Annotated in this window: 26 protein-coding genes; 15 read left to right on the forward strand and 11 right to left on the reverse strand. The window is 71.7% G+C overall.

Annotation, left to right across the window (positions count from 1 at the left end):
* The first annotated feature begins 269 nt into the window (after positions 1-269).
* From AOQ37_RS32905 to moaA, 3 genes are all read left to right on the forward strand, one after another.
* Positions 270-626 (forward strand): DUF485 domain-containing protein, encoded by a 357-nt coding sequence (locus AOQ37_RS32905; protein ID WP_062649873.1) that lies wholly within the window; start codon positions 270-272, stop codon positions 624-626.
* Positions 623-2,251 (forward strand): monocarboxylic acid transporter, encoded by a 1,629-nt coding sequence (locus AOQ37_RS32910; RefSeq protein WP_062649875.1) that lies wholly within the window; start codon positions 623-625, stop codon positions 2,249-2,251. The genes AOQ37_RS32905 and AOQ37_RS32910 overlap by 4 nt, the downstream gene beginning before the upstream one ends.
* 169 nt (positions 2,252-2,420) lie before the next feature.
* On the forward strand, positions 2,421-3,410 hold the full coding sequence (gene moaA / locus AOQ37_RS32915; RefSeq protein ID WP_062649877.1) for a GTP 3',8-cyclase MoaA: 990 nt from the start codon (positions 2,421-2,423) through the stop codon (positions 3,408-3,410).
* Here moaA and AOQ37_RS32920 read toward each other — a convergent pair.
* Together AOQ37_RS32920 and AOQ37_RS32925 are read right to left on the reverse strand one after the other, a co-directional pair.
* Positions 3,407-3,637: a hypothetical protein gene (locus AOQ37_RS32920; protein ID WP_062649879.1), complete on the reverse strand. Its 231-nt coding sequence runs from the start codon at positions 3,635-3,637 to the stop codon at positions 3,407-3,409. The genes moaA and AOQ37_RS32920 overlap by 4 nt on opposite strands.
* A 197-nt stretch (positions 3,638-3,834) precedes the next feature.
* A complete protein-coding gene (locus AOQ37_RS32925) occupies positions 3,835-4,242 on the reverse strand; it encodes a DUF3099 domain-containing protein (RefSeq protein ID WP_062649881.1) in 408 nt (135 codons plus the stop codon).
* A gap of 257 nt (positions 4,243-4,499) precedes the next feature.
* Here AOQ37_RS32925 and AOQ37_RS32930 point away from each other — a divergent pair, with 257 nt between their 5' ends.
* Positions 4,500-4,778 (forward strand): GlsB/YeaQ/YmgE family stress response membrane protein, encoded by a 279-nt coding sequence (locus tag AOQ37_RS32930; protein ID WP_062649882.1) that lies wholly within the window; start codon positions 4,500-4,502, stop codon positions 4,776-4,778.
* Positions 4,779-4,920: 142 nt separating this feature from the next.
* Here AOQ37_RS32930 and tyrS read toward each other — a convergent pair whose 3' ends face one another.
* From tyrS to AOQ37_RS32945, 3 genes are all read right to left on the reverse strand, one after another.
* Entirely contained in the window at positions 4,921-6,189 is a 1,269-nt protein-coding gene (gene tyrS, locus AOQ37_RS32935) for a tyrosine--tRNA ligase (protein ID WP_062649884.1), read from the reverse strand.
* A 78-nt stretch (positions 6,190-6,267) separates the two neighbouring features.
* The gene (locus tag AOQ37_RS32940; protein WP_062649886.1) at positions 6,268-7,671 is read right to left on the reverse strand and encodes a TldD/PmbA family protein; all 1,404 of its coding nucleotides are present in this window, start codon (positions 7,669-7,671) and stop codon (positions 6,268-6,270) included.
* Entirely contained in the window at positions 7,668-9,191 is a 1,524-nt protein-coding gene (locus AOQ37_RS32945) for a TldD/PmbA family protein (protein WP_062649888.1), read from the reverse strand. Before AOQ37_RS32945 ends, AOQ37_RS32940 begins: the two co-directional genes overlap by 4 nt.
* Before the next feature lie 242 nt (positions 9,192-9,433).
* On the opposite strand from AOQ37_RS32945, the gene fabG reads away from it, so the two are divergent.
* The 3 genes from fabG to AOQ37_RS32960 all read left to right on the forward strand — a co-directional run bounded on the left by fabG (position 9,434) and on the right by AOQ37_RS32960 (position 11,444).
* Positions 9,434-10,153 (forward strand): 3-oxoacyl-[acyl-carrier-protein] reductase, encoded by a 720-nt coding sequence (fabG, locus tag AOQ37_RS32950; protein ID WP_062649890.1) that lies wholly within the window; start codon positions 9,434-9,436, stop codon positions 10,151-10,153.
* A 5-nt stretch (positions 10,154-10,158) separates the two neighbouring features.
* Complete coding sequence (gene fabI / locus AOQ37_RS32955) at positions 10,159-10,926, forward strand: enoyl-ACP reductase FabI (protein WP_062649892.1); 768 nt, start codon at positions 10,159-10,161, stop codon at positions 10,924-10,926.
* A 164-nt stretch (positions 10,927-11,090) separates the two neighbouring features.
* Positions 11,091-11,444: a hypothetical protein gene (locus AOQ37_RS32960; protein ID WP_062649894.1), complete on the forward strand. Its 354-nt coding sequence runs from the start codon at positions 11,091-11,093 to the stop codon at positions 11,442-11,444.
* Here AOQ37_RS32960 and AOQ37_RS32965 read toward each other — a convergent pair.
* A complete protein-coding gene (locus AOQ37_RS32965; protein WP_062649896.1) occupies positions 11,425-12,114 on the reverse strand; it encodes a FadR/GntR family transcriptional regulator in 690 nt (229 codons plus the stop codon). The two genes, AOQ37_RS32960 and AOQ37_RS32965, sit on opposite strands and share 20 nt — an antisense overlap.
* A 70-nt stretch (positions 12,115-12,184) precedes the next feature.
* Here AOQ37_RS32965 and AOQ37_RS32970 point away from each other — a divergent pair, with 70 nt between their 5' ends.
* The 4 genes from AOQ37_RS32970 to AOQ37_RS32980 all read left to right on the forward strand — a co-directional run bounded on the left by AOQ37_RS32970 (position 12,185) and on the right by AOQ37_RS32980 (position 14,884).
* Complete coding sequence (locus AOQ37_RS32970; RefSeq protein ID WP_062649898.1) at positions 12,185-13,561, forward strand: CynX/NimT family MFS transporter; 1,377 nt, start codon at positions 12,185-12,187, stop codon at positions 13,559-13,561.
* Between the two features lie 49 nt (positions 13,562-13,610).
* Positions 13,611-13,727 (forward strand): SGM_5486 family transporter-associated protein, encoded by a 117-nt coding sequence (locus AOQ37_RS41910; protein ID WP_107085357.1) that lies wholly within the window; start codon positions 13,611-13,613, stop codon positions 13,725-13,727.
* Positions 13,728-14,079: 352 nt separating this feature from the next.
* Positions 14,080-14,286: a hypothetical protein gene (locus tag AOQ37_RS32975; protein WP_062649901.1), complete on the forward strand. Its 207-nt coding sequence runs from the start codon at positions 14,080-14,082 to the stop codon at positions 14,284-14,286.
* A gap of 79 nt (positions 14,287-14,365) precedes the next feature.
* Positions 14,366-14,884, forward strand: coding sequence for a SixA phosphatase family protein (locus AOQ37_RS32980; RefSeq protein ID WP_062649903.1), 519 nt, complete (start codon positions 14,366-14,368; stop codon positions 14,882-14,884).
* Positions 14,885-14,998: 114 nt separating this feature from the next.
* On the opposite strand, the gene serB is transcribed toward AOQ37_RS32980, so the two are convergent.
* On the reverse strand, positions 14,999-16,213 hold the full coding sequence (gene serB, locus AOQ37_RS32985; protein WP_062649905.1) for a phosphoserine phosphatase SerB: 1,215 nt from the start codon (positions 16,211-16,213) through the stop codon (positions 14,999-15,001).
* 153 nt (positions 16,214-16,366) lie between these two features.
* Positions 16,367-18,514, reverse strand: a complete 2,148-nt coding sequence (locus AOQ37_RS32990) for a streptophobe family protein (RefSeq protein ID WP_062649907.1) — start codon at positions 18,512-18,514, stop codon at positions 16,367-16,369.
* Positions 18,515-18,763: 249 nt separating this feature from the next.
* Here AOQ37_RS32990 and AOQ37_RS32995 point away from each other — a divergent pair, with 249 nt between their 5' ends.
* Complete coding sequence (locus AOQ37_RS32995; protein ID WP_062649909.1) at positions 18,764-21,283, forward strand: ABC transporter ATP-binding protein/permease; 2,520 nt, start codon at positions 18,764-18,766, stop codon at positions 21,281-21,283.
* Between the two features lie 73 nt (positions 21,284-21,356).
* Here the strand turns inward: AOQ37_RS32995 and AOQ37_RS33000 are convergent, their stop codons facing one another.
* From AOQ37_RS33000 to AOQ37_RS33010, 3 genes are all read right to left on the reverse strand, one after another.
* Positions 21,357-22,091 (reverse strand): transglycosylase SLT domain-containing protein, encoded by a 735-nt coding sequence (locus tag AOQ37_RS33000; RefSeq protein WP_062649911.1) that lies wholly within the window; start codon positions 22,089-22,091, stop codon positions 21,357-21,359.
* Between the two features lie 301 nt (positions 22,092-22,392).
* Entirely contained in the window at positions 22,393-23,484 is a 1,092-nt protein-coding gene (locus AOQ37_RS33005; protein ID WP_062649913.1) for an S-adenosylmethionine:tRNA ribosyltransferase-isomerase, read from the reverse strand.
* Entirely contained in the window at positions 23,481-24,179 is a 699-nt protein-coding gene (locus AOQ37_RS33010) for an SDR family NAD(P)-dependent oxidoreductase (RefSeq protein ID WP_062649916.1), read from the reverse strand. Before AOQ37_RS33010 ends, AOQ37_RS33005 begins: the two co-directional genes overlap by 4 nt.
* A 241-nt stretch (positions 24,180-24,420) precedes the next feature.
* On the opposite strand from AOQ37_RS33010, the gene AOQ37_RS33015 reads away from it, so the two are divergent.
* The 3 genes from AOQ37_RS33015 (at position 24,421) to chpE (ending at position 26,625) form a co-directional block, all read left to right on the forward strand.
* Positions 24,421-25,566 (forward strand): GAF domain-containing sensor histidine kinase, encoded by a 1,146-nt coding sequence (locus AOQ37_RS33015; RefSeq protein ID WP_062649918.1) that lies wholly within the window; start codon positions 24,421-24,423, stop codon positions 25,564-25,566.
* Positions 25,559-26,200, forward strand: coding sequence for a response regulator (locus tag AOQ37_RS33020; protein WP_062649921.1), 642 nt, complete (start codon positions 25,559-25,561; stop codon positions 26,198-26,200). The genes AOQ37_RS33015 and AOQ37_RS33020 overlap by 8 nt, the downstream gene beginning before the upstream one ends.
* A 179-nt stretch (positions 26,201-26,379) precedes the next feature.
* A complete protein-coding gene (chpE, locus tag AOQ37_RS33025) occupies positions 26,380-26,625 on the forward strand; it encodes a chaplin ChpE (RefSeq protein ID WP_020130386.1) in 246 nt (81 codons plus the stop codon).
* Positions 26,626-26,667 lie beyond the last annotated feature (42 nt).

Below are 26,667 nucleotides of genomic sequence, written 5' to 3' on the forward strand. Positions count from 1 at the left end.
CCGCACCTGGGCAGGTACATGACGGGTGGTGCTCGCCCGAAACTATCTCCCTGACTCACCGGCCAGCAATGATTTCCCGGTGGCGAGTTTGCCGACCCATGACCTGACGCCGCTCCCGTTCGTTGGTCATCACCTGCCGAAGGTCACTTCGACAAACCCGCCCGGCGCGTTGAACCCGTCCTTGCGCGGCGCCGTGACCTTGGGCAGGGAGCGAGAGGACACTCGCCTTCCTTTCGCCGTCCGACCCGCACCCGCAACGAGGAGACTCCGTGGCCATCGAGACACCGCCCCCCTCGAAATCCCCAGCCCAACTCCCCTCCACCGAGGAGTTCGTCGCGGTGCAGGAGAGTCCGGAGTTCGGTGAACTGCGCAGCTCGTACCGCAACTTCGCCTTCCCGCTGACCCTCGCCTTCATCGTCTGGTACCTGCTGTACGTCCTGCTGTCCAACTACGCGGGCGACTTCATGGGGACCAAGCTCTTCGGCAACTTCAACGTGGCCATGACCCTCGGGCTCGGCCAGTTCCTCACCACGTTCCTCATCGCCTGGTGGTACGCGCGGACCGCCGCCGCGCGGTTCGACCCCAAGGCCGAGGCGATCAAGTCCCGGATGGAGGGCGGCGCATGAGCCCCGCACAGCACACCACCCTGCTCGCCGCAGGCGAGGCGAGCGAGCACCGCACACTGATCATCATCCTCTTCTCGGTGTTCGTCGCCGCGACCCTCGTCATCACCGTCTGGGCCGGCCGCCAGACCAAGGACGCCGCCGACTTCTACGCCGGCGGCCGCCAGTTCACCGGTTTCCAGAACGGCCTCGCCGTCTCCGGCGACTACATGTCCGCCGCGTCCTTCCTCGGCATCGCGGGCGCCATCGCCCTCTTCGGCTACGACGGCTTCCTGTACTCCATCGGGTTCCTGGTCGCCTGGCTGGTCGCCCTGCTCCTGGTCGCCGAGCCGCTGCGCAACTCCGGCCGCTACACGATGGGCGACGTCCTGGCGTACCGCATGCGCCAGCGGCCGGTCCGCACCGCGGCCGGTACCTCCACCATCGTGGTGTCGATCTTCTACCTGCTGGCCCAGATGGCGGGCGCGGGCGTCCTGGTCTCCCTGCTGCTGGGCATCACCAGCGACAGCGGCAAGATCGGCATCGTGGCGCTGGTCGGCGTCCTGATGATCGTCTACGTGACGATCGGCGGCATGAAGGGCACCACCTGGGTCCAGATGGTCAAGGCGGTCCTGCTCATCGCCGGCGCCCTCCTGCTCACCTTCCTGGTCCTGCTGAAGTTCGACTTCAACGTCTCCGACCTGCTGGGCTCTGCCGCCGACAACAGCGGCAAGGGCGCGGCCTTCCTGGAGCCCGGCCTGAAGTACGGCGCCACGGGCACCACCAAACTGGACTTCATCTCGCTCGGCATCGCCCTCGTCCTGGGCACCGCGGGCCTGCCGCACATCCTGATCCGCTTCTACACCGTGCCCACCGCGAAGGCCGCCCGTAAGTCCGTCCTCTGGGCCATCGGCCTCATCGGCGCCTTCTACCTCATGACCCTCGCCCTCGGCTTCGGCGCCGCCGCGCTGATCAAGCCGGACGAGATCACCGCCTCCAACAAGGCGGGCAACACCGCGGCGCCCCTGCTCGCCCTCCATCTCGGCGGCGTCGACTCCAACTGGGGCGCGATCCTGCTGGCCACCATCTCGGCGGTCGCCTTCGCCACCATCCTGGCGGTCGTCGCGGGACTCACCCTGGCGTCCTCCTCGTCGTTCGCCCACGACATCTACGCCAACGTCATCAAGAAGGGCACCGCCACCGAGAAGCAGGAGATCAACGCGGCCCGCTACGCCACCGTGGGCATCGGCGCCGTCTCCATCCTGCTGGGCGCGCTCGCCCGTGACCTCAACGTCGCCGGCCTGGTCGCCCTGGCCTTCGCGGTCGCCGCCTCCGCCAACCTCCCGACGATCCTCTACAGCCTCTTCTGGAAGCGGTTCACCACCTCCGGAGCCCTGTGGTCGATCTACGGCGGTCTGGTCACGGCGGTCGGCCTGGTGCTGTTCTCGCCGGTCGTGTCGGGCAAGCCCACCTCGATGTTCCCGGACGTGGACTTCCACTGGTTCCCGCTGGAGAACCCCGGCATCATCTCGATCCCGGTCGGCTTCCTGCTGGGTGTCGTGGGCACCCTGCTGTCGAAGGAGGAGCCGGACAAGGGCAAGTACGCCGAGCTGGAGGTCCGCTCCCTGACCGGCACCGGAGCGCACTGAGCCACCGCCGACCACGCCCCCTCCCGCGGCCGCGTCGTAGATCCCTACGACGCGGCCGCGTCCCGCTCCGTGGGATCTCGTGGGATCGGGCCCTGTCGTTGTCACCGGTGTCACGTAGGCTCGCAAGTGACGAGAAGAACACGCGATCGCTACGAGGGAGGGGGCCCACGTGCTCATCGACACCTACGGCCGCGTGGCCACCGACCTGAGGGTCTCGCTGACCGACCGGTGCAACCTGCGCTGTACGTACTGCATGCCCGAGGAGGGCTTGCAGTGGCTGGCCAAGCCCGACCTGCTCGACGACGACGAGATCGTCCGTCTGATCGGTATAGCGGTCACCGCGCTCGGCATCGAGGAGGTCCGCTTCACCGGCGGCGAGCCCCTGTTGCGCCCCGGCCTGGTGGGCATCGTCGAGCGGGTCGCCGCCCTCGAGCCCCGCCCCCGGATGTCCCTCACGACCAACGGCATCGGCCTGCGCCGCACCGCCACCGCCCTCGAGGCGGCGGGCATGGACCGGGTCAATGTCTCCCTCGACACCCTGCGCCCCGACGTCTTCAAGACCCTCACCCGCCGCGACCGTCACAAGGACGTCCTCGAAGGCCTCGAAGCCGCCCGCGAGGCAGGCCTGACGCCGGTGAAGGTCAACTCCGTCCTGATGCCCGGCCTGAACGCGGACGAAGCCCCGGACCTCCTCGCCTGGGCCGTCGAGCACGACTACGAGCTGCGCTTCATCGAGCAGATGCCCCTGGACGCCCAGCACGGCTGGAAGCGCGACGGCATGGTCACGGCCGGCGACATCCTGGCCTCCCTGCGCACCCGCTTCGAGCTCACCGCCGAGGGCGAGGACGAGCGCGGCTCCGCCCCGGCCGAACGCTGGCTGGTGGACGGCGGCCCGCACCGGGTGGGCGTCATCGCCTCCGTCACCCGCCCCTTCTGCGCCGCCTGCGACCGCACCCGCCTCACGGCCGACGGCCAGGTCCGCACCTGCCTCTTCGCCCGCGAGGAGACGGACCTGCGGGCGGCCCTGCGCTCCGGCGCCCCCGACGAGGAGATAGCCCGCATCTGGCGGCTGGCGATGTGGGGCAAGAAGGCGGGCTCGGGCCTGGACGACCCGACGTTCCTCCAGCCGGACCGGCCGATGTCGGCGATCGGCGGCTAGGACCTGTCCCGGGCGGTCTCCGGGGACTCCCAGTCGGTCAGCGGGACGACGTCCTTGAGGAAGCCCCGGACTCCGAGGAACTGCGACAGATGCTCCCGGTGCTTTTCGCACGCGAGCCACGTCTTGCGCCGCTCCGGCGTGTGCAGCTTCGGGTTGTTCCATGCCAGGACCCACACCGCGTCCACACGGCAGCCCTTGGCAGAACAGATCGGGGTTTCGTCACTCACAGACTTGTCTCACCACACGCACACAAAGGCGACGCCGAGCAGCCACGGGGGGAGCTGCCCGGCGTCGGTCCGTCGCTCCGACGGGGGATGCGGAGCGCGTACGAAGTATGTCATGGCTCACGCTCGCCACGGCACTGGAACAACATGATTGATCTGAGCTTTTCCTGAGCTTGAGGCACAGCCTGTTCATGGCCTGTTCACTGCTGACGCTCAGCCGGATCGGGCGCCGGCTCCTTCCGCGGGGATTCCGCGAAGCCCTCCTCTTTCCGGGCGTGACCCACGGATTCACCCTCGGGGCGCGGCGGAGCGATCATGGTGCGCACCGGCGCCGTCAGGAAGGTCGAGGGGAGCGAAGGCACGTTCTCCCGCCCCGCGTTGGCGATCACCACCGAGATATAGGGGAGTACCACCCCCAGGACCAACGCCACGACAGCCACATGCCGTTCCACGTTCCACAGCGTCGCCGCGAGGATCACCGAGAGCGTGCGGATCGACATCGAGATGATGTAGCGCCGTTGCCGGCCCCGCACGTCGTCCTGGAGTCCCTGGCGCGCGCCGGTGATCCGGAACACCTGGACGTTGCCGCCGCCACCCTGCTTCCGCATCACATTCCACCGTCCGCCCGCATCGGCCTCGCCCCGGCCGCTTTCCGGCCGCTCTCCGGCCCGCACCCGATCGGGGAGCCGGGCCCGGACACCGTCCACGTTACGCCGCGGCTGCGCCGCCTTCGAGACCGGGTCACCCGCCGCCCGGGCGAAGGTTCTGCGCCGTGCCGCGTATGGCCGCACCCGACATGCGCCGTACGGCGGCCGGACCGAGACTTGGGGGCAATGCTCACGTAGAGCCGTACAAGGAGGCAGCCATGGGCTGGTTGTGGGCCATCATCGTGGGATTCGTGCTGGGCCTGATCGCGAAGGCCATCCTCCCGGGGAAGCAGCACAGCCCCCTCTGGCTGACCACCATTTTCGGCATGCTGGGCGCGATCGTGGGCAACGCGATCGCCCGCGCGGCAGGGGTCGAGGAGACCTCCGGCATCGACTGGAGCCGCCACCTGTTCCAGCTGATCGCCGCGATCATCATCGTCGCCCTCGGCGACATGCTCTACATGGCGACGCTGGGCAAGCGCAAGCAGAGGACCTGACCGAGGCGCCCCCCGGGGGGGCGGGGAACGGCGCGGCACGCCACGACGAGAGCCGCGGCCGGCAGAACCCCACATCCCTGCGGCGCCATCCGCGGCGCCGCCCCTGCGCGCACCCCGTCGGGCGGGAGCGCGGGCGCGGCACTCAGCCCTCGGTGACCTCGACAGCGGCCAGGTTCTTCTTCCCGCGCCGCAGCACCAGCCACCGCCCGTGGATGAGCTCCTCCTTCGCCGGGACGGCGTCCTCCGCGGTGACCTTGACGTTGTTCACGTAGGCACCGCCCTCCTTCACCGTCCGACGCGCGGCGGACTTGCTGGCCACCAGACCGACCTCCGCGAACAGGTCCACGACCGGTCCGAGCTCGGCGACCCTGATGTGCGGCAGCTCGGAGAGGGCCGCGGCCAGCGTCCGGTCGTCGAGCTCACCGAGCTCGCCCTGGCCGAAGAGGGCCTTGGACGCGGCGACCACGGCGGCCGTCTGGTCGGCTCCGTGCACCAGCGTCGTCAGCTCCTCGGCCAGCGCGCGCTGAGCGGCCCGGGCCTGCGGACGCTCCTCGGTCTGCCGCTCCAGCTCCTCGATCTCGGCGTGGGACCTGAAGCTGAAGATGCGCAGGAACTTCGACACGTCCCGGTCGTCCGCGTTCAGCCAGAACTGGTAGAAGGCGTACGGCGTGGTCATCTCGGGATCGAGCCAGACCGTGCCGGACTCCGTCTTGCCGAACTTGGTGCCGTCCGCCTTGGTGATCAGCGGGGTGGCCAGCGCGTGCACCACGGCGTCGGGCTCGACCCGGTGGATCAGGTCGGTCCCCGAGGTCAGGTTGCCCCACTGGTCGCTGCCACCGGTCTGGAGCGTGCAGCCGTGCCGCCGGAACAGCTCCAGGAAGTCCATCCCCTGGAGGATCTGGTAGCTGAACTCCGTGTAGCCGATGCCCGCGTCGGAGTTGAGCCGCCGGGAGACGGCCTCCTTGGCGATCATCTTGTTGACGCGGAAGTGCTTGCCGACGTCCCGCAGGAACTCGATGGCCGACATGCCCTGCGTCCAGTCCAGGTTGTTCACCATGACCGCCGCATTGGGGCCCTCGAAGTCCAGCAGCGGCGCGATCTGCGCGCGCAGCCGCTCCACCCACTGGGCGACGACCTCGGGCGCGTTCAGCGTCCGCTCCGCGGTGGGCTTCGGGTCGCCGATCAGCCCGGTGGCCCCTCCGACCAGACCCAGCGGACGGTTGCCCGCCTGCTGGATCCTGCGCATCGTCAGGATCTGCACCAGGTTGCCGAGGTGCAGGCTGGGCGCGGTCGGGTCGAAGCCGCAATAGAACGTGACGGGACCGTCCGCGAACGCCTTGCGCAATGCGTCCTCGTCAGTGGAGAGGGCGATCAGCCCGCGCCACTTCAGTTCGTCGACGATGTCCGTCACGGTTCTCATATCTCCTTGATGATCTTCAGCCGGTCCGCCGGCGGTCCGCGGGCGGTCGTGCGACCACCGGCTACGAGGTTATACGCCCTGGCTGACAGAGCTCATATTGAAGTCCGGCACCCGCAGCGCCGGCATCGCAGCCCTAGTGAACCAGTCGCTCCACTCCCGGGGCAGCGTCTTTTCCGTGCGGCCCGCCTCCGTCGCCCGCCCCAGCAGGCCGACCGGCGACTCGTTGAACCGGAAGTTGTTCACCTCGCCGACGACCTCGCCGTTCTCCACCAGATAGACCCCGTCCCGGGTCAGTCCGGTGAGGAGCAGGGTCGCCGGGTCGACCTCGCGGATGTACCACAGGCAGGTCAGCAGCAGCCCGCGCCCGGTGGCCGCGACCATCTCCTCCAGGGAGCGGTCCTCGCCGCCGTCCAGGATCAGGTTGTCGGCCCCGGGCGCCACCGGCAGGCCGGTCAGGGCGGCGCTGTGCCGGGTGGTCGTCAGGTGCTTCAGCTCGCCGGCCCCGATCCACTCGGTGGGCCGGACGGGCAGGCCGTTGTCGAAGACCGACTGGTCACCGCCGGAGGAGTGCGCGATGACGAACGGCGCCGACTCCAGGCCCGGCTCGTTCGGGTCGCTGCGCAGGGTCAGCGGCAGCTCGGACAGCTTCTCCCCGAGCCGGGTGCCGCCACCGGGCTGGGAGAACACCGTGCGGCCCTCGGCCGCGTCCCGGCCGGACGCCGACCACAGCTGGTAGATCATCAGGTCGGCCACCGCGGTCGGCGGCAGCAGCGTCTCGTAGCGTCCGGCGGGCAGCTCGATCCGCCGCTCCGCCCAGCCCAGCCGTACGGCCAGCTCGGCGTCGAGCGCCGCCGGGTCGACGTCCTTGAAGTCCCGGGTCGAACGCCCGGCCCACGCCGAGCGCGTCCGGTCCGGGGACTTGGCGTTGAGCTCCAGCGTGCCGTTCGGCTGGTCGTGCCGCAGCCGCAGCCCGGTCGAGGTGCCCAGGTACGTGGAGACGAGCTCGTGGTTGGCGAACCCGTACAGCTCGCGGCCGCCCGCACGCGCGCGGGCGAACGCCTCGCCCAGGGCGGGCGCGAAGTCGGCGAAGACCGCCGACGAGGTCTCCGCGGGCGCCTCGGTGAACTCGGGGGACCGGGCCACACCGCCGACCAGTGGCTGCGCGTCCTCGGCGGGGCCCGAACCGCGCGCGGCGGCCTCGGCGGCCCGTACGAGGGACTCCAGCTCGTCCGCGGTGACGGCGGCCCGCGAGACGACCCCGGAGGCGGTGCCCTCCTTGCCGTCGACCGTGGCGATCACGGTGAGCGTGCGCCCGCGCGTGACGCCGTTGGTCGTCAGGGCGTTGCCCGCCCAGCGCAGGTTCGCCGTCGACTGTTCGTCGGCGATCACGACACAGCCGTCGGCCCGCGACAGTTCGAGGGCCCGCTCGACGATCTCGTGCGGCTGCTGCGCCTTCTTGGTGCCCGCGCTCATCGACCGGCCTCCTGCGTGGTGTTCAGAATGTTGACGCCCTTGAAGAGGGCCGACGGGCAGCCGTGCGACACCGCCGCGACCTGGCCCGGCTGGGCCTTTCCGCAGTTGAAGGCGCCGCCGAGGACGTACGTCTGCGGGCCGCCGACCGCCGCCATGGACCCCCAGAAGTCGGTGGTCGTCGCCTGGTAGGCCACGTCCCGCAGCTGGCCGGTGATCCGTCCGTTCTCGATCCGGAAGAACCGCTGCCCGGTGAACTGGAAGTTGTAGCGCTGCATGTCGATGGACCAGGAGCGGTCGCCGACGACGTAGATGCCCCGGTCGACGCTGCCGATGAGACCCTCGGTCGACATCCCGGCCGGGTCCGGCCGCAGCGACACGTTGGCCATGCGCTGCACCGGGACGTGGTCGGGGGAGTCGGCGAAGGCGCATCCGTTGGACCGCTCGAACCCGGTCAGCTTCGCGATCCGCCGGTCCAGCTGGTAACCGACGAGCGTGCCGTCCTTCACCAGGTCCCAGGACTGGGCCTCGACGCCCTCGTCGTCGTAACCGACGGTCGCCAGGCCGTGCTCGGCGGTGCGGTCACCCGTGACGTTCATCAGGTCCGAGCCGTAGCGCAGCTTGCCGAGCTGGTCGAAGGTGGCGAAGGAGGTGCCGGCGTAGGCGGCCTCGTAGCCGAGGGCCCGGTCCAGCTCGGTGGCGTGCCCGATGGACTCGTGGATGGTCAGCCACAGGTTGGACGGGTCGACCACCAGGTCGTACAGCCCCGGCTCGACGCTCGGCGCCCGCATCTTCTCGGCGAGCAGCTCGGGGATCCGGGCGAGCTCGTCGTCCCAGTCCCACCCGGTGCCGGTGAGGTACTCCCAGCCGCGTCCGGCGGGCGGCGCGATGGTGCGCATCGACTCGAACTCGCCGCTCGACTCGTCGACCGACACCGCGGTCAGCGCCGGGTGCAGCCGCACCCGCTGCTGGGTGGTCACCGTGCCGGCCGTGTCGGCGTAGAACTTGTTCTCGTGGACGGTGAGCAGCGAGGCGTCCACATGGTTGATCCCGTTGGCCGCGAGCAGCCGCGCGCTCCAGTCGGCCAACAGCGCGGCCTTCTCCTCGTCGGGAACGGAGAACGGGTCGATCTCGTAGGACGAGATCCACGTCCTGTCGGCGTGCACCGGCTCGTCGGCCAGTTCCACCCGCTCGTCCGAACCGGCCGCCCTGATCACCTGCGCGGAGAGCTTGGCCATCGCCACGGCCTGCGAGGCGACCCTGGCCGCGGCGTCCATCGTGAGGTCCACGCCGGACGCGAACCCCCACGTACCGCCGTGCACCACCCGCACCGCGTACCCGAGGTCGGTCGTGTCGGACGACCCGGAGGGCTTGGCGTCCCGCAGCCGCCAGGACGCGCTGCGCACCCGCTCGAACCGGAAGTCCGCGTGCTCCGCCCCCAGCGCACGCGCGCGTGCGAGGGCGGCGTCGGCGAGGGCGCGTAGGGGTAGGGCCGTGAAACTTTCATCGATGCTGTGGGGCACCTACGTGTCTCCCTGGTGTCGTCACGTGTGAGGGCTCGATCATGTCGCGCCCGGCAGCCCCGGACCACACGTTTCCGCCCCGCTTCCGCAAACTTTCTGTAGAGACCCGACAGCCAGTCCGGTGAGCCACTGTCGGTGCCCGAATGTCCGTCGCGAGACGCTGACCGATAGGTTTCGAGGGAAGCCGCCCGCCCTGAAGCGTTGGGGCAGGTGCGTCAGACCCCTATCGAAAGGGTGATCCGTTGAGCCGCTCGGTTCTCGTCACCGGAGGAAACCGGGGCATCGGCCTCGCCATCGCCCGCGCGTTCGCCGATGCCGGCGACAAGGTCGCGATCACGTACCGCTCGGGCGAGCCACCGGCCGCCCTGACGGATCTGGGCTGCCTGGCGGTCAAGTGCGACATCACCGACGCCGAGCAGGTGGAGCAGGCCTACAAGGAGATCGAGGCCGAGCACGGCCCCGTGGAGATCCTGATCGCCAACGCCGGCGTCACCAAGGACCAGCTCCTGATGCGCATGTCCGAGGAGGACTTCACCTCGGTCGTCGACACCAACCTCACCGGCACCTTCCGCGTGGTCAAGCGCGCCAACCGCGCCATGCTGCGGGCCAAGAAGGGCCGGGTCGTCCTGATCTCGTCGGTCGTGGGACTCCTCGGCTCCGCCGGACAGTCGAACTACGCCGCCTCCAAGGCCGCCCTCGTCGGCTTCGCGCGGTCCCTCGCCCGTGAGCTGGGGTCGCGCAACATCACCTTCAACGTCGTCGCGCCCGGCTTCGTCGACACCGACATGACCAAGGTGCTCACCGACGAGCAGCGTGCGGGCATCGTCTCGCAGGTCCCGCTCGGCCGGTACGCGCAGCCGGAGGAGATCGCCGCGACGGTGCGGTTCCTCGCCTCGGACGACGCCTCGTACATCACTGGAGCCGTCATTCCCGTTGACGGCGGACTGGGAATGGGTCACTGATCACCATGAGCGGAATTCTCGAGGGCAAGCGCGTCCTGATCACCGGCGTGCTGCTGGAGTCCTCCATCGCGTTCCACACCGCGAAGCTGGCCCAGGAGCAGGGTGCCGAGATCATCCTGACCGCGTTCCCGCGGCCCACGCTGACCGAGCGCATCGCCAAGAAGCTGCCGAAGCCCACCAAGGTCATCGAGCTCGACGTGACGAACGACGAGCACCTCGGCCGGCTGGCCGACATCGTCGGCGAGGAGCTCGGCGGCCTCGACGGCGTCGTGCACTCCATCGGCTTCGCGCCGCAGGACGCCATGGGCGGCAACTTCCTCAACACGCCGTTCGAGTCGGTCGCCACGGCCATGCACGTCTCGGCGTTCTCCCTGAAGTCGCTCACCATGGCCTGTCTGCCGCTGATGCAGAACGGCGGCTCGGTCGTCGGCCTCACCTTCGACGCCTCCTTCGCCTGGCCGCAGTACGACTGGATGGGCCCCGCCAAGGCGGCCCTGGAGGCCACCAACCGCTACATGGCGCGTGACCTGGGCAAGCAGAACATCCGGTGCAACCTGGTCTCCGCCGGTCCCATCGGTTCCATGGCGGCGAAGTCCATCCCGGGCTTCTCCGAGCTGGCCTCCGTCTGGGACAACCGCTCCCCGCTGGAGTGGGACCTCAACGACCCGGGCCCGGCCGGCCGCGGTGTGGTCGCGCTGCTGAGCGACTGGTTCCCGAAGACCACCGGCGAGATCGTGCACGTCGACGGTGGCCTGCACGCCATCGGAGCCTGATCACCGGCACGCTCCCGACGCCCCGTTACCCCCGCCCGCGCGGGGGAACGGGGCGTCACCCGTTCGGCTCACCCGGCCGGGCGGGGCGGTGCCCCGGCAAGGCACTCTGAAGTGCGGGTTCCTTACCGCGCTTTCCTCCCCAGCACGGCCGAGGAGGTCCCCTTGTGCGCCTGTCTCGCAGCCTGGCCCCAGTGACCGTCGCCGTCTGTCTCGTCCTGTCGCTGCCGTACGACGCGCTGCCGCACGCGCGCGTGGCGGCCGGGCAGGCCACCGCCGAGCGTGAGGATCCCTTCGGCGCGGAGTGCCGCACCGAGGTGCTCGGCTCCCGCGTCGTCGCCTACTGCCACAACCCCTACGCCGACACCGACCGCGTCCGCCTGCACATCGAGTGCGAGCGCTGGTGGGATCTCGACACCGACGGCACCCCCGTCGATGTGGGCCCCGCCCTGACCGTACGGCTCACCGGCCGGTGCTGGAAGGAGGTCCGCTCGGCCTGGGTCAGCCACCAGAAGCGGTGAACCGTCCGGGCCGGCACAGCAGCGGATAGCCGGCCGCCTCGACGGCGGCGGCCTCCGCGTCACCCGCGCGGATCGCGTCCACCAGCCGGGTGTGGTCCATGTACGTCTCCGGCGTGAGCTCGTCGCCGACGTCGTCGCGCAGCCAGTCCCGCAGCACCTCGCCGAGGTCCGCGTACATCGCCGTCATGACGTCGTTGTGGGAGGCCGCCACCACCGCCAGGTGGAAGGTCGCGTCCGCCGCCACGAACGCCTCCTTGTCGCCCGAGTCCCAGGCCTCCTCGCGCCGCAGGAGGAGCGCGTCCAGGTGTCTGAGGTCCCTCTCCGTGCGCCGTCCGGCCGCCAGCTTCGCCGCGCTCGACTCCAGCGTGGCGCGCAGCTCGGCGATGTGCCCGGGGTCGGCGTCGGCGAAGCGGCGGTGCATCACGCCCGCGAGTTCGCTGGTCGCCACGACGTACGTGCCCGAGCCCTGCCGGATGTCCAGCAGGCCGTTGTGCGCGAGCGCCCGGACGGCCTCGCGGACCGTGTTGCGGGCGACGCCCAGCTGTTCGACCAGCTCGGGCTCGGTGGGGATCCGTGCGCCGACCGGCCACTCGCCCGAGGTGATCTGGGTGCGCAGCGCGGCGATGACCTGTTCGGACAGCGCCGAGCGGCGGGGATGGCTCAGGGGCATGGCACACCTTCGCACGGCTGGGGCGGCCGAGGGGAACCCGGGCATGGACAACCAATCATCCCATGATTCTATGATGGGCGGCATGGCTAGCGAGCAGACCCGGACGACGACACCCCCGCCCCTTCGCGCGTCGGCGGAGGGCGCGCCCGGACGCACGGCCGCCCGCGCGGGGGACCGGAGGACCCGGCTGCTCGTCGTCGGCATCGTGCTGGCCGCCCTCAACCTGCGGCCCGCCATCACGAGCCTCGGCGCCCTCCTCGAAGAGGTGCGCGACGGGCTCGGCATGAGCGGCAGCGTGGCCGGGCTGCTCACCTCGGTGCCCCCGCTCTGCTTCGCCGTCTTCGGCGTCATGGCGCCGCGACTCGCCCGCCGCTTCGGGCCCGGCGCGGTGGTGTGCGCCGGCATGGCGGCCATCACGGCGGGACTGCTCCTGCGTCCCTACGCGGGCGGCACGGCGGGCTTCCTCGCCGCCAGCGCCCTCGCCCTCATGGGCATCGCCGTCAGCAACGTCCTGATGCCGGTCATCGTCAAGCGGCACTTCCCCGACCGGGTCGGCTCCATGACCGGCCTGTACTCGATGGCCCTCGCCCTGGGCACCTCCGCGGCCGCCGCCGTCACCGTGCCCATGACCGAGGCGCTGGGCGGCAGTTGGCGGACCGGCCTCGTGCTGTGGGCGGGCCTGGCGGCGGCCGCCCTCCTGCCCTGGCTGCCGCTCGCCCGCAATCGCGGGACGGCTCCGGGCGGCGGGCGTCCGGCGGGGGAGCGGTCCGAGGGGGCGCGGCCCACGGGGGAGCCGCCGGAGACGGGCCCGCGGCCCGCCCCGGGGGCCCACGCGCGCGTGCCGCAGCCGTCGGCCGCCCCGCTGCGCATCACCCGCAGCCGTACCGCCTGGGCGCTCGCCGTCTTCTTCGGCCTCCAGGCCACCGCCGCGTACATCACCATGGGCTGGATGCCGCAGATCTTCCGGGACGCGGGAGTGCCCGCGAGCACGGCCGGACTGCTGCTCGCCGTGACGATGGCCATGGGCGTGCCGCTGGCCTTCGTCATCCCGCGCGTCGCCACCCGGCTGCCGCACCAGGGCCCGATCGTGCTCGCGCTCGGCGGCTGCGGCCTCGTCGGGTACGCCGGCCTGTATCTCGCGCCGGCCGGCGGCGCCTGGGCCTGGGCCCTGCTGCTCGGCATCGCCAACTGTGCCTTCCCACTGGCCCTCACCATGGTCGGGATGCGCGCCAGGACCGGCACGGGCGTCACTCAGCTGTCGGCGTTCGCGCAGAGCACCGGCTATCTGATCTCCATCCCCGGCCCGCTCCTGGTGGGGGTGCTCTACCAGCACAGCGGCGGCTGGGGGCTGCCCCTCGCGCTCATGGCGGGCCTGATGATCCCGCAGACGGTCGTGGGTTTCCTGGCCGGCCGGGACCGCACGGTGGAGGAGGAGGCCGCCCGCTGACGGCCGACCCCGGGGCGGCGCCGGGGGAGCGGGGTGCGAGACTTGCCGTATGCCCATGCTCGACCCGAACCCGCAGAACGGTCAGAAGAAGATGCTGATCGTCTTCGGCTCGTTCCTCGCCATCTTCGTCGTCATCGCCGTCATCGCGACCATCGCCTCACCCTGACGGTCCGGCCGTGCCGGTCTCCCGCCGTGACGGGCCCTCCCTGCCAGTAGGCCGTGACGACCTCGCCAGTAGGCCGTGACGACCTCGCACTGCCTGTCCGGCCGCGACGACCCGCCCTGACGGTCCGGCCGTGCCGACCGGACCGGGCCGCCCGCGCGCGATGCCGTCCGGGCAGCCGAGGACGACCGGGGTGGGGTTAACCCCCCTGTCCCCTAGGGGGTGAGGGTCAGGGTCAAGTGGGTGGATCACCGGATGGGTTGAGGGCCGCCGATTCCGTAACTTCGAGATGTGACCGCGCGACGCGGATCACCTGCCGAGGTCCACGGACCACTCGAAGACAGCGGAGGCACCCATGTCGGCCCCTACGCACACCCGGCCCCACCCGGCCGCCCCGGGCGGCGTCGACACCTGGCTGCCCTGGTGGGCCCTCGCCCTCCCGACCCTCGCCTTCATCACCCTGCTCGTGCTGATACTGAACCCCGCCGACGCCCGGGCGGCCACCGGAGACCCGGCGATCACGCACCTCGTCGAGCGCGTGCAACTGCTGGTCACCCGCTAGGGCGGAGCTCAGGACCGCTGGTGAAGCCGCATGTCAACTCCCTGCGCCCCATGGCCTGTTTCATGCGAAGCTGGGACTCATGAGCGTCGCAGAACCCCGCAGGATCGTCCTCTTCCGCCATGCGAAAGCCGACTGGCCGCAGGTGACCGACCATGAGCGTCCGCTCGCTGAGCGGGGCCGCAAGGACGCCGCCGTCGCCGGACGCAGACTGGTGGACAGCGGTATCCCGGTCGACCTGGCCATCTGCTCCACCGCGGTCCGCACCCGGGAGACGTGGAAACTCGCGGTCCACGAGTTCCCGCAGCGGCCGAAAACCGTCTACGAGGAGCGGATCTACGAGGCCTCCCCGGGCGAGCTGATCGCCTTGCTCAACGAGACCCCCGACGACGTGCGCGACGTCGTCCTGATCGGCCACAACCCGGGCATCCAGGGCCTCGCCGACATCCTCTCCGGCCGGAGCGACGGCGACGCCGGCGAGCGGATGCGCCGCCGGGGATTCCCGGCCGCCGCCTTCGCCGTCGTCTCCTTCGACGGCTCCTGGAAGTCCCTGGAACCGGGCGTGGCCACGCTGCTCGACTACTGGGCGCCCTCCGAGTGACCCACCCGGCACGCGCGAGGGCCCGGCACCGTGCGGTGCCGGGCCCTCTGCGTCCGGCGGGGAAGCCGAGCGCGCCGGTACCCCGTCTCCTCGCCACGCTCCGCGTGGCCGCGACTACTGCTCGTCGTGCGTCTCCGCGGCCTCGACCTCTTCACGGGTGATGCCGAGCAGATACAGGACGGTGTCCAGGAACGGCACGTTCACCGCCGTGTGCGCCGCCTCGCGCACCACCGGCTTGGCGTTGAAGGCCACCCCGAGTCCGGCCGCGTTCAGCATGTCGAGGTCGTTGGCGCCGTCACCGATCGCCACGGTCTGGGAGAGCGGCACGCCCGCCTCGGCGGCGAACCGGCGCAGCAGCCGCGCCTTGCCCGCCCGGTCCACGATCTCGCCGGTGACCCGGCCCGTCAGCCTGCCGTCGACGATCTCGAGCGTGTTGGCCTGCGCGAAGTCCAGCCCCAGCCGCTCCTGGAGATCGTCCGTGACCTGGGTGAAGCCGCCGGAGACGACGCCGACCTGGTAGCCGAGCCGCTTCAGCGTCCGGATCAGGGTGCGCGCGCCCGGCGTCAGCCTGACCTCGGCGCGCACCTTGTCCACGACCGAGGCGTCCAGTCCCGCCAGCAGCGCCACGCGGGCGTGCAGGGACTGCTCGAAGTCGAGCTCACCACGCATCGCGGCCGCCGTCACCTCGGCGACCTCGGCCTCGCAGCCGGCGTGCGCGGCGAAGAGCTCGATCACCTCGTCCTGGATCAGGGTCGAGTCGACATCCATGACGACGAGCCGCTGGGCCCGCCGGTACAGGCCCGCGTCCACCACCGCGACGTCCACGCCCAGCGCCGCCGCGTCCGTGACCAGGGCGGTGCGCAGGAGCGCGGTCTCCACACCGGAGACGGCGAACTCGACGGCGGTGACGGGGTACTTGGCGAGCCGGAAGATACGGTCGATGTTCCCGCCGGCCTTGGTGATCTTCGCGGCCACCGCCGCCGTGGCCTGCGCGGTGAGGGGATGCCCGAGCACCGTGACCAGCGACCGGCCCAGGCCGCGCGGCCGGTTGTCACCGATGCCGGAGATGATCTCGGCCTGCATCTTCATCGACTCGGCCCAGCTGTGGACCGTCGACCGCAGTTCCCCCTCATGGCCGGTCGGCGGCTCGGTCACGAGCGCGCACAGCACCATCCGGCCTCGGGTGACGACCTGCTCGATGTCGACCACGTCGACGGAGAAGGCGGCGAGGGTGTCGAAGAGGCCGGCCGTGATGCCCGGCCTGTCCTTGCCGAAGATCTTGACAAGGAGGGTGGGAACGTCAGAGGACGAAGTCTGCAAAGCGCTCATGGTGTACCCACCGTATCCGGCACCCCGTGCCGCGCGCCGCCGAGGTCCGCCTGACGGACGGGGAACAGTGGATGGCGGCGAGACGGCGAGTTCCTCAACGGTCGGCTGCGGGCGTGCCCAGCGCGTTGAGGGCCCGCGCGGACCCGCGGGCCCTCAACGCGGGCCGCCGGGCGTCCTGGGGCCCCTCGGAGGCGCGGGAGGGGGTGGTGGCGGAGGCGGCGGGCCCTCCTCGGGGCCGGGTCGTGGCCGCTCACCGGGCCTTGGGCCGGCGGGCCGGCGCGGTGAGCGCGGAGAGGGCCCCATCGGCCGGATGACCGTCGGGGCACCGTAGACGTCGTCCGCCCCCGGCGGCCCGGCGGGCGGCCCGGCGTCGCCCGAGGGGGGCTCGGTCGGCCGCGAACTCTCGTACGGCCTCGACCGCCCGCCCTTGTCACCCCTGTCGCGTCCGTCCCTCATGCTCGGCCCGTCCCGCCCGACCCGCCCGTCCCGCCCGTCCCGCCCGTCAGGTCCGGGCCGAGCCCGCTCCGGGCCAGCGTCCCGCAACTCCTCCGGAACCCGCAGGTAGGGATTGGTCGCCGGATTCGGCGGCCGGTACGACGGCGCACCCGGCGCGTAGGGCCCCGAGCGGTCGCCCGGATACCCCGAGCGCCCATGGCCCGCGCCGGGGCCCGCGCCGCCGCCCGGGTCACTGCGTGCCAGGGGCGCGGCCCACCGCCCCGCCGCGCCCGTCGCCCACGCCAGCAGCGCGCCGGCGGCCCCCGCCCCCGCGCCCCACACGGCACCCAGCAGCAGCGCCGCCCCGAGACGCCCGTGCAGGTCGATCCCGGCCCCGAAGGCGTCGAACCCCAGCACGGACAGCGAGGCGTCCACGGACACGTCCGTCAGCCAGGCGAGCAACGGCAGCGCCACGGCGGTCGCCACTCCCAGCCGCACGGCACAACGCCCGGCGAACCCGACCGCACCGGCCCAGCCCCCGGCCCCGCGGCCGTCCGGGCTCCCGGCCCCGCTCCTGGTCCCGAGTCCGGCCCCGCGGCCGTCCGGGATCCCGGCCCCGCTCCCGTCAAGGCTCCCGTCTCCGCGCCCGTCCCGGCTCCAGGACCCCGCCTCCGCCGCCGCGCCCGACCCGGCCTTCGCCGCAGGCGGGAAGCCCGTCGACCGCACCCGCGTCCGCACCGCCGGCGGCACCGGCGTCCGCACCGCCGCCAGCACCCCCGCCAGCAGCATCATCAGCGCCGCCGCCACACCCAGCAGCCACACCCGTCCGTCCAGCTCCGCGAGGCGGCCCAGCGTCACCGGCCGTTCGGTGCCGGCGCCCAGCAGATCGTCCAGCGGGTCCGGCAGGACGCCGGTCAGCGCGCCCGTCGCCCGCCCGTCCCAGGGGACGAACAGACCGATCGGGATCCCCAGCCAGACCCCGTTCGGCGCCCCGAGCAGCGCCGCGCCCGCGATCCGCCGGGGATGGTCGTCGCCGATCGCCGCGTAGGCCGCCGCGGCGAACCCGGCCGCCACGGCCACCAGCAGCACGGTCACCACGGCGGACACCGCCGGCCGCACCACCCGGTGCACCGCCTCCCAGCCGGCCGGCAGCGGCGTACGGCGCGAGGCCAGCAGCGCGATCAGCAGGATGCCGAGGGACCAGCCGAGGCCGCCGAGCAGTGTCGGCGCCGTGTCGACGGTGAACCCGACCGCGGCCTTCGCGTCGACGAGGTCGCCGAGCCGGTCGGGCAGCAGCCCGCCGATGTCCCCGAGCCCCGGGATCTCCGGACCGCCCCCGCCTCCGCCCCCGCCGCCTCCGCCGGGCAGGTCGTCCAGTCCCAGCGCGCCCCCGTCGAGCGTGATGACATCGTGCCCCGCCCAGACCAGTCCGCCGAGCATCGCCACGTACAGCGCGACCACCGTCCCGACGCGGGCGAGGAGTTCGGCCGGGGCGACCACAACTCCGGCCGCCCGCAGGGACCTCAGGAAGAACCACGACAGCAGCAGCGCGCCCACCAGGCTCACCCCCAGTGGCGTGATCTCGATGGCGGTGGCCGCCTCCGCGCCCGTGAGCCCGAAAGCGGACACATCGCCCGACGGAGTCACCGAACCGCCGGCGGCCAGGGCCACCACCGCGGCGGTCATCGGGCCCAACGAGCCGGCGGAGTCCGCCTCCAGGAGATGCAGCCCCAGCGCCGCCGTCCCCGCCATCCCGATCAAGGCCCAGCTCACCGCCGCGACGGCGGCCAGCAGTACGTCGATCCACGGCACGCCCCTGTCGCGCGCCTCGCTCCCACTGCCTCCGACACCCGTACCGGCACTCATGTGCAGACCCCCCGATCCGCGGCGCGCAGCGGCGAAGATCGCCCTCTTCCGTCCCCCTCGCGTGCCTTTACCACTCTCCGGGCCGGTTTCAACCCCGTCAACGGGAACGGCCGATACGCTCGCGCACGCTCTTCACAAGGCCCGACTTTCGGTCAGGGGGCCGCTACTGAAATAGTTCCCCCCGATGTTCGACATCCCTAGACTCCCCGTTGATGGGGCTAACTCGGGGGACAACTCAGTGGGGCTGGAGTGCCGGAACTCGTACTGGAATTGAACGGACGCACCTGGACGCTCGATCCGTCCAGGCCATACACCCTCGGACGTGATCCGCAGGGCGACATCGTCCTCGACGACGCCAGGGTCTCCTGGCGTCACGCCACGGTCAGCTTCAACGGGCGCAGTTGGGTCGTCGAGGACCACGGGAGCACCAACGGCACCTTCGCGCAGGGACAGCGGATCCATCAGCTGGAGATCGGCCCGGGCTCGGTGCTGCACCTGGGCAACGCGACCGACGGGCCGCGCCTGAACCTCTCGGGAGCGCAGGCGCCCGTCGCGCAGCCCCAGCAGCCGTACGCCGCGCAGGCCGCGAACCCGGGCTGGGCCCAGCAGGCCCCGCCGCAGCAGGCGCCGCAGGCCGGATGGCAGCCGCCGCAGGGGCCGCCGCACGTCCCGCAGCAGCAGGGGCCGAGCGAGCCGTACGTACAGCAGGTGCCCGGCGGAGGCGCGGGGGCGCCGCCGGTCTACGGCGACCGCAGCCCGACCACGTTCCACCAGTTCTCGCTCGGCCGCGTGATGCGCATCGGCCGTGCCCTGGAGAACGAACTGGTCGTCTCCGACCTCCAGGTGTCGCGGAACCACGCCGAGTTCCACTCGACGCCCGACGGCCGGATGGAGATCCGCGACCTCGGCTCGCACAACGGCACCTACGTCAACGGCCAGCCGATCCCCAAGGGCGGCTCGGTCCAGCTGGGGCCCACCGACATCGTCGGCGTCGGCCACTCCACGTTCCGGATCGTCGGCGACCGGCTCGAGGAGTTCGTCGACACCGGTGAGGTCTCCTTCTCGGCCCGCCACCTGACGGTCACCGTCGACGGCGGCAAGCAGATCCTCAAGGACGTCTCCTTCGGTGTCCCGGAGAAGTCCCTGATCGCGGTCATCGGACCGTCCGGTTCCGGCAAGTCGACCCTGCTCAAGGCACTGACGGGTTACCGCCCGGCCAACCAGGGCGACGTCCTCTACGACAACCGCAACCTGTACAAGCAGTTCGCCGAACTGCGTCAGCGCATCGGTCTGGTCCCGCAGGACGACATCCTGCACAAGGAACTGACCGTCAAGCGCGCCCTGAAGTACGCGGCCAAGCTCCGCTTCCCCGCCGACACCACGGGCGCCGAGCGCGACGCCCGTATCGACGAGGTGCTGCGCGAGCTGAAGCTCGACATCCACAAGGAGAAGAAGATCACCTCTCTCTCCGGCGGCCAGCGCAAGCGCGTCTCGGTGGCCCTGGAGCTCCTCACCAAGCCGTCGCTGATCTTCCTGGACGAGCCGACCTCCGGACTCGACCCGGGCATGGACCGCGATGTCATGCAGCTGCTGCGCGGCCTCGCCGACGACGGCCGCACCGTCCTGGTCGTGACCCACTCGGTGGCCGAACTCGCCATCTGCGACAAGCTGCTCGTGATGGCGCCGGGCGGTGCCGTCGCCTACTTCGGCCCGCCCGAGGAGGCGCTGAACTTCTTCGGCTACGACAGCTGGGCCGACGTCTTCTCCGCCTTCGAGAACTACCGCGACTACGACTGGGCGGGCCGCTGGAAGGGCTCGCAGCACTACCAGATGTACGCCGCGGACATCGACGCCATCGCGCCGCAGTCCGTACAGATGCCGCCGATGCAGGCGATGAAGCCGCCGAAGCCGCAGGGCTGGATGTCCCAGTTCGTCACGCTGGTGCGCCGCTATGTCTCGGTGATCGCCTCCGACAAGGGCTTCCTGGCCCTGACGGTGATCCTGCCGGCCGTGCTCGGCGCGGTGAGCCTGCTGATCGACTCCGGGAACAGTCTGCTGCCCAACCCGGTCAACCCGAAGACCGGCCGGATCATCCCGAACGGCACGGCCACCACCGTCCTGCTGATCCTCGCGGTCGGCGCCTGCTTCGCGGGCGCGGCCAACTCGGTCCGTGAGCTGATCAAGGAACGGGTCATCTACGAGCGGGAACGCGCCACCGGCCTGTCCCGCTCCGCGTACCTGATGTCCAAGGTGTTCGTACTGGGCGTGGTCACCGTGCTCCAGGGCCTGCTGGTCGGCGTGATCGGCTTCGCGAGCCGGGAGATCCCGGCGGAGGGCCTGGTCCTCGGCAGCGCCACCATGTTCGAGCTGTCCATCCCGATCATGGCGCTGGGCTTCACCTCGATGATGTTCGGCCTGGTCATCTCGTCGCTGGTGAAGACGGCCGAGAAGACCATGCCGCTGCTGGTGATGTTCGCGATCATCCAGGTCGTGTTCACGGGCTGCCTGTTTACCCTGAACGGAGCGGTCGGCGTCAACGAGTTCTCGTACCTGATGCCCTCGCGCTGGGCGGTCGCCGCCGCGGGCGCCACGCTGGACTTCAACAAGATCAGCCCGCCCAAGGACGGCGGCGAGACCGACCCGCTGTGGGAGCACACCGTCGGCGCCTGGGGCCTGGACATGGTCGCGCTGATCGTCCTCGGTGTGATCTGCGGCTTCTTCGTGGCCCGCTTCCTGCGCCGCCACGAGCCCGAGGTCATGCGCAAGTAGGCACCGCCGCGGTACGCCGATGGGCGGCTCCCCCGGTACCGGGGGAGCCGCCCATCGGGCGTGCGGGGGTCGCTCAGTACGCGCTGTCGACGTTGTCGATCGTGCCGTACTTGTCGGCCGCGTAGTTCGCCGCGGCGGTGATGTTGGCGACCGGGTCGTAGATGTTCCAGGACGTTCCGGCCACGTGGTAGGCGGCGAAGGTCGGCGGGATCACCTGGAGCAGGCCCTTGGACGGGATGCCGTTGATGGCGTTGATGTCCCAGTCGTTGATCGCCTTCGGGTTGCCGGAGGACTCCCGCATGATGTTGCGGTGCAGACCGCTGTAGGAGCCCGGGATGCCCTTGGCCTTCATGATGTCCAGGGAGTGCTTGATCCAGCCGTCGAGGTTGTTGGCGTAGCTCTTGGTGGCGGCCTTCTTCACCGCGACGCGCTGGGCGGAACGGCTCGCGGCCTCCTTGGCCGCGCGCGCGGCGGCGGCCTTCTTCTTGGCGGCGGCCGCGGCCGCCGCCTTCTTCTTCGCCGCGGCCTTCGCGGCTGCCTCGGCGGCTGCCTTCTTCTTCGCCGCGGCGGCCGCGGCGGCCTTCTTCTTGGCCTCGATGGCGTCGACCTTCACACTCGTCGCGGCCAGCTGGTCGGTCACGCTGGCCTTGACGTCCTGCACCTGCGCCGAGCTGTAGGCGACCCGGGCCGAGGAGACGGCGTCCGTCGTGGTCGTCTGCGCGTCGGCCGGCACCACGGAGAAGGCGAGGGCGGCGGCACCGATCGTGGCGGCACCGGCGATCGCGATCTTGCGAGTGTTCTTGGGCATGCGGAAGGACCTCTTCGAATAGCGCGGAGGTCGCTCTTCGTCCGACGGCGGACAGCGGGTGCTCTCGGCACGAGCGTTCGCCGGGGGAGAACCCGCGGCGCTGAGCGACGTGAGCCATTGTTAGCGGCCGCAAAACGGGCAGGCAAAGGTGTGACGTACGATCCCCGATAGTGGATCAGGGAAGGGCAAATCGGGACAGATAGAACCATCTGCCCCGATCACCGCGTCCCCTTTGACTCCTATTGACCGTAGTACGTGATCCGCGCCCTATGTGCGGGCTCACACGGGCCCCACATCTTTCTCACTGCCGGTTGCCCGAGCAATGCTCTGCGTCAGCGTCCTCCTCCGGCAGGACGAGGTGCACGTCCCCGAACTCGTGCCACAGGTAGCCCCCGGCCAGCGCCTCGTCGTACCCGCGGCTGATCGCGGCCCGCCCCGCCACCGCCTCCAGCATCAGCAGATGCGAGGCCTCCGGCTCGTGCAGCCCGGTCAGCAGCCCGTCCACCACCCGCACCCCGCGCGCGGGGGTGACCACGAGATCCGTCCATCCCCCGCGCGCGCGTACGACCCCGTCCGCCCCCGCGGCCGACTCCACGGCCCGCACGGCCGTCGTCCCGACCGCGATCACCCGTCCGTTCCCGGCCCGCGCCGCGTTGATCAGCCGCGCCGACGCCTCTGGCACCGCGAACCGCTCCGGGTACGGCGGCTCGTGCGCCTCCGCCGAGGCGACCCCGGTGTGCAGGGTGACCGGCGCGAACTGCACCCCCCGGCTCACCAGCTCCGCCACCACCCCCGCGGTGAAGGGCCGCGCCGCGCTCGGCATCTCCGCGCTGCCCGCCCCGTCCGCCGACGGCAGCGCGAACACCGTCTGGTAGACGGACAGCGGCTGATCCCGCTCCGTGTACGCGTAACGGATGGGCCGCCCGTGCTCCCGCAGCAGACCGGGGACCGCCCCGGCGGGGGACACCCGGGCCCACCACAGCCGCCCGCTCGCCGGGCTCAGCGGCTCCTCCAGCGCCAGCCGCACACCCCCGGCCAGCCGCACCTGCGTCCCCGCGGGGCCGCCCGCACGCGCGCGGGTGGTGCCCTTCCCGTCCGGGTCCCGCAGCTCGACGCCCCACCGTCCGTCGTCACCGCGCGTGGAGAAGTGCACCACCACGCGCGCGTGCCCCACCCGCCCGTCCACGGCCGCCGCCAGCGTCGGCGAGGTGTTCACCACCAGCAGGTCCCCGGCCCGCAGCAGACCCGGCAGCTCCCGGAACACGTGATGCGTCACCTCCGTCCCCCGTGACACCAGCAGCCGGACGTCGTCCCGGGCCCCGCCCGGCCGGCGCTGCTCGGCCGGCACCCGCGCCGACAGCTCCTCCGGAACCCGCTGCACGGCCAGCGTCATCGCCGTCCCTCCAGCAGGTCCGGGGCCGCGTACCGCCCGCTCGCCGGGCGCTCGTCCAGCAGCCGCAGGAAGGCCGGCGCCACATCCGCCGGATCCGGCCGCGGACCGTCGTCGTCCGGCACGGCCGCCGCGTACAGGTCCGTCGCCATGTCCCCGGGGTCCACCGCCCACACCCGCAGCCCCGGCTCCTCCGCGCCGAGCACCGCCGCGAGATGGTCCAGAGCCGCCTTGGACGCCCCGTAACCGCCCCACGTCTCGTACGCCTCGGCCGCCGCGTCCGAGCTGACGGTGATCACCGCGCCCGCTGCCGCCGCGTGCAGCAGCGGCAGCGCCTCCTGGACCAGCCCCAGCGCCGCCACGGCGTTCACCTCCAGCGCCCGCCGCAGTCCGTCCAGCGGCAGCTCTGCCAGCCGTACCAGCGGCTCGGCGCCCAGCGCGCTCGCGTTGCTCACCAGCAGGTCGCAGCCCCCGAGCCGCCACGCGGCCGCCACCAGCGCGGCCCGGTGCGCCCCCTCCGTGACGTCCCCCGCGAGGGCCTCGACCCGGCTCCCGCGCGCCGCCACGGCCGCCGCCGTCTCCTTCAGCACCTCCGCGTTCCTGGCGTCGAGCACCAGATCCCAGCCGCGCGCGGCCAGCGCCTCGGCCAGCGCCCGCCCCAGCCCCTTCGACGCACCCGTGATGATCGCAACCGGCATGACAACCGTCCCCTCGTCCGACCGCCTCCGTCGGGCGGTGATCCCAACGTAGGAACCGGCCCCCCGCCGCCGCCTCGGACGCGGGACGCAAGCCGAAGGGTCCCTTCGACGTACGCCCGCGCACCCCGTCCGCTCGCCCTAGGCCGCCCTGCCCGGGACCTCCGGCCTAGGTCCTTGGCACCACCCCGTGGCCGTCACAGGTCCGATCCGCGCTGTCACACCCCGCCGGTACCGTGAGGACATGAGTCAAGGCCCCCGGTCCGGCCTCGCCGCGGTGAGTTCCGCGCTGCTGGCCATGAGCAGGCACCTCGAGGTCCGTGACGTCCTCAAGACGATCGTCGCCTCCGCCCGCGAACTGCTGGACGCGCAGTACGCCGCCCTCGGCGTCCCCGACGACCACGGCGGCTTCGCCCAGTTCGTCGTCGACGGCGTCAGCGAGGAGCAGTGGAAGGCCATCGGCCCGCTGCCCCGCCAGCACGGCATCCTGGCCGCGATGCTCCAGGAGGCCCGGCCCGAGCGCCTCGCCGACGTCCGCGAGGACCCCCGCTTCGAGGGCTGGCCGTCCGCCCACCCCGAGATGTCCGACTTCCTGGGCCTGCCCGTCCGCGACGGCGACGAGGTGCTCGGCGCCCTCTTCCTGGCCAACAAGAACTGCGCCAGGCCCCACGGCGGCTGCGGCTTCACCGAGGACGACGAGGAACTGCTCTCGATCCTCGCCCAGCACGCCGCGATCGCCCTCACCAACGCCCGCCTGTACGAGCGCAGCCGGGAACTGACGATCGCCGAGGAGCGCTCCCGGCTGGCCCACGAACTGCACGACGCGGTCAGCCAGAAGCTGTTCTCCCTGCGCCTGACGGCCCAGGCCGCCACCGCCCTCGTCGACCGCGACCCCGCCCGCGCCAAGGGCGAACTCCAGCAGGTCGCCGCGCTCGCCGCCGAAGCCGCGGACGAACTGCGCGCCGCCGTGGTGGAGCTGCGCCCCGCAGCCCTCGACGAGGACGGCCTCGTCGCCACCCTCCGCACCCACATCCAGGTCCTCGACCGTGCCCACACCGCCCGCGTGACCTTCACCGGCCAGGGCGTCCGCGCGCTGCCCGCCGCGCAGGAGGAGGCCCTGCTGCGGGTCGCCCAGGAGGCGCTGCACAACGCGCTGCGCCACTCCGGAGCGCGGCACGTCGAGGTGACCCTCGGCAGGCGCGGCCCCGGCACGGTCCTGCGCGTCTCGGACAACGGCTGCGGCTTCGACCCGACGACGGTCCGCCGGGCCGGCCGTCACCTCGGACTGGTGTCGATGCGGGACCGCGCGAGCGGCGTCGGTGGCACGCTCACGGTGGAATCGGCGCCCGGCAAGGGCACCACGATCGAGATGGAGACTCCCGGTGGCTGACGCAATCAAGGTGCTGCTCGTCGACGACCACCAGGTCGTCCGCCGGGGCCTGCGCACCTTCCTGGAGGTGCAGGACGACATCCAGGTCGTCGGCGAGGCCGCCGACGGCGCCGAAGGCGTCGCCCTCGCCGAGGAGCTGAAGCCCGACGTCGTCCTGATGGACGTCAAGATGCCCGGCATGGACGGCGTCGAGGCCCTCCGCAGGCTCCGCGACCTGGCCAACCCCGCGCGCGTGCTGATCGTCACCAGCTTCACCGAGCAGCGCACGGTGGTCCCGGCCCTGCGCGCGGGCGCCGCCGGGTACGTCTACAAGGACGTGGACCCCGACGCCCTGGCCGGCGCCATCCGCTCGGTCCACGCCGGCCACATCCTGCTCCAGCCGGAGGTGGCCGGCGCGCTCCTCTCCCAGGACGAGGGCAGCTCGGGCCAGGGCAGGGGCGGGGCGCTCACCGAACGGGAGCGGGAGGTGCTCGGCCTGATAGCGGACGGCCGCTCCAACCGTGAGATCGCCCGCGCCCTGGTCCTCTCCGAGAAGACCGTCAAGACACACGTCTCGAACATCCTGATGAAGCTCGACCTCGCGGACCGCACGCAGGCCGCGCTGTGGGCCGTACGCCACGGCGTGACCCGCTGAGACCCGGCCCGTCCGCTGCGGAGAGATGAAGCAGAAGGTCGGCTTCCGGTCCGTGAATCAAGTCCGAGATTCATACCGTCGTGGGAATGTCCCCCGGATGGCGCATCCTTCCGGGCGCTCCGCCGTTCTCCAGTGCGTGCCGCGGCGATTGCCGCGGCAATCGCTAGGAGGGGTCAGAAGTGAAGAACCTGAAGAAGGCAGCGGCCGTGACGATGGTGGCCGGCGGGCTGATGGCCGCGGGTGCCGGCATGGCCTCCGCCGCCGACGGCGCCACCGCTCTCGGCGAGGCCAAGGGCTCGCCGGGCGTCGTCTCGGGCAACCTCGTCCAGGCCCCGGTGCACGTCCCGGTCAACGTGGTCGGCAACAGCGTCAACGTCATCGGTGTGCTGAACCCGGCCTTCGGCAACCTGGGCCTCAACCACTGAGGTCGTCTCGACCACCGAGGTCCCGCCCGCATCCGCGGTGAC

Origin of the sequence: Streptomyces maremycinicus (assembly GCF_001184025.1) — a bacterium.
In the GTDB taxonomy this organism is placed as follows: domain Bacteria; phylum Actinomycetota; class Actinomycetes; order Streptomycetales; family Streptomycetaceae; genus Streptomyces; species Streptomyces maremycinicus.

What these genes read in the sequence shown, in the direction of transcription:
- AOQ37_RS32910 (WP_062649875.1), top strand. Translation starts at nt 623, where the DNA reads ATGAGCCCCGCACAGCACACCACCCTGCTCGCCGCAGGCGAGGCGAGC.
- AOQ37_RS32925 (WP_062649881.1), bottom strand. Translation starts at nt 4,242, where the DNA reads ATGCGGAAGCAGGGTGGCGGCGGCAACGTCCAGGTGTTCCGGATCACC.
- AOQ37_RS32930 (WP_062649882.1), top strand. Translation starts at nt 4,500, where the DNA reads ATGGGCTGGTTGTGGGCCATCATCGTGGGATTCGTGCTGGGCCTGATC.
- AOQ37_RS32940 (WP_062649886.1), bottom strand. Translation starts at nt 7,671, where the DNA reads ATGAGCGCGGGCACCAAGAAGGCGCAGCAGCCGCACGAGATCGTCGAG.
- fabI (WP_062649892.1), top strand. Translation starts at nt 10,159, where the DNA reads ATGAGCGGAATTCTCGAGGGCAAGCGCGTCCTGATCACCGGCGTGCTG.
- AOQ37_RS32965 (WP_062649896.1), bottom strand. Translation starts at nt 12,114, where the DNA reads ATGCCCCTGAGCCATCCCCGCCGCTCGGCGCTGTCCGAACAGGTCATC.
- AOQ37_RS32970 (WP_062649898.1), top strand. Translation starts at nt 12,185, where the DNA reads ATGATGGGCGGCATGGCTAGCGAGCAGACCCGGACGACGACACCCCCG.
- AOQ37_RS41910 (WP_107085357.1), top strand. Translation starts at nt 13,611, where the DNA reads ATGCCCATGCTCGACCCGAACCCGCAGAACGGTCAGAAGAAGATGCTG.
- AOQ37_RS32975 (WP_062649901.1), top strand. Translation starts at nt 14,080, where the DNA reads ATGTCGGCCCCTACGCACACCCGGCCCCACCCGGCCGCCCCGGGCGGC.
- AOQ37_RS32980 (WP_062649903.1), top strand. Translation starts at nt 14,366, where the DNA reads ATGAGCGTCGCAGAACCCCGCAGGATCGTCCTCTTCCGCCATGCGAAA.
- serB (WP_062649905.1), bottom strand. Translation starts at nt 16,213, where the DNA reads ATGAGCGCTTTGCAGACTTCGTCCTCTGACGTTCCCACCCTCCTTGTC.
- AOQ37_RS32990 (WP_062649907.1), bottom strand. Translation starts at nt 18,514, where the DNA reads ATGAGTGCCGGTACGGGTGTCGGAGGCAGTGGGAGCGAGGCGCGCGAC.
- AOQ37_RS33000 (WP_062649911.1), bottom strand. Translation starts at nt 22,091, where the DNA reads ATGCCCAAGAACACTCGCAAGATCGCGATCGCCGGTGCCGCCACGATC.
- AOQ37_RS33005 (WP_062649913.1), bottom strand. Translation starts at nt 23,484, where the DNA reads ATGACGCTGGCCGTGCAGCGGGTTCCGGAGGAGCTGTCGGCGCGGGTG.
- AOQ37_RS33010 (WP_062649916.1), bottom strand. Translation starts at nt 24,179, where the DNA reads ATGCCGGTTGCGATCATCACGGGTGCGTCGAAGGGGCTGGGGCGGGCG.
- AOQ37_RS33015 (WP_062649918.1), top strand. Translation starts at nt 24,421, where the DNA reads ATGAGTCAAGGCCCCCGGTCCGGCCTCGCCGCGGTGAGTTCCGCGCTG.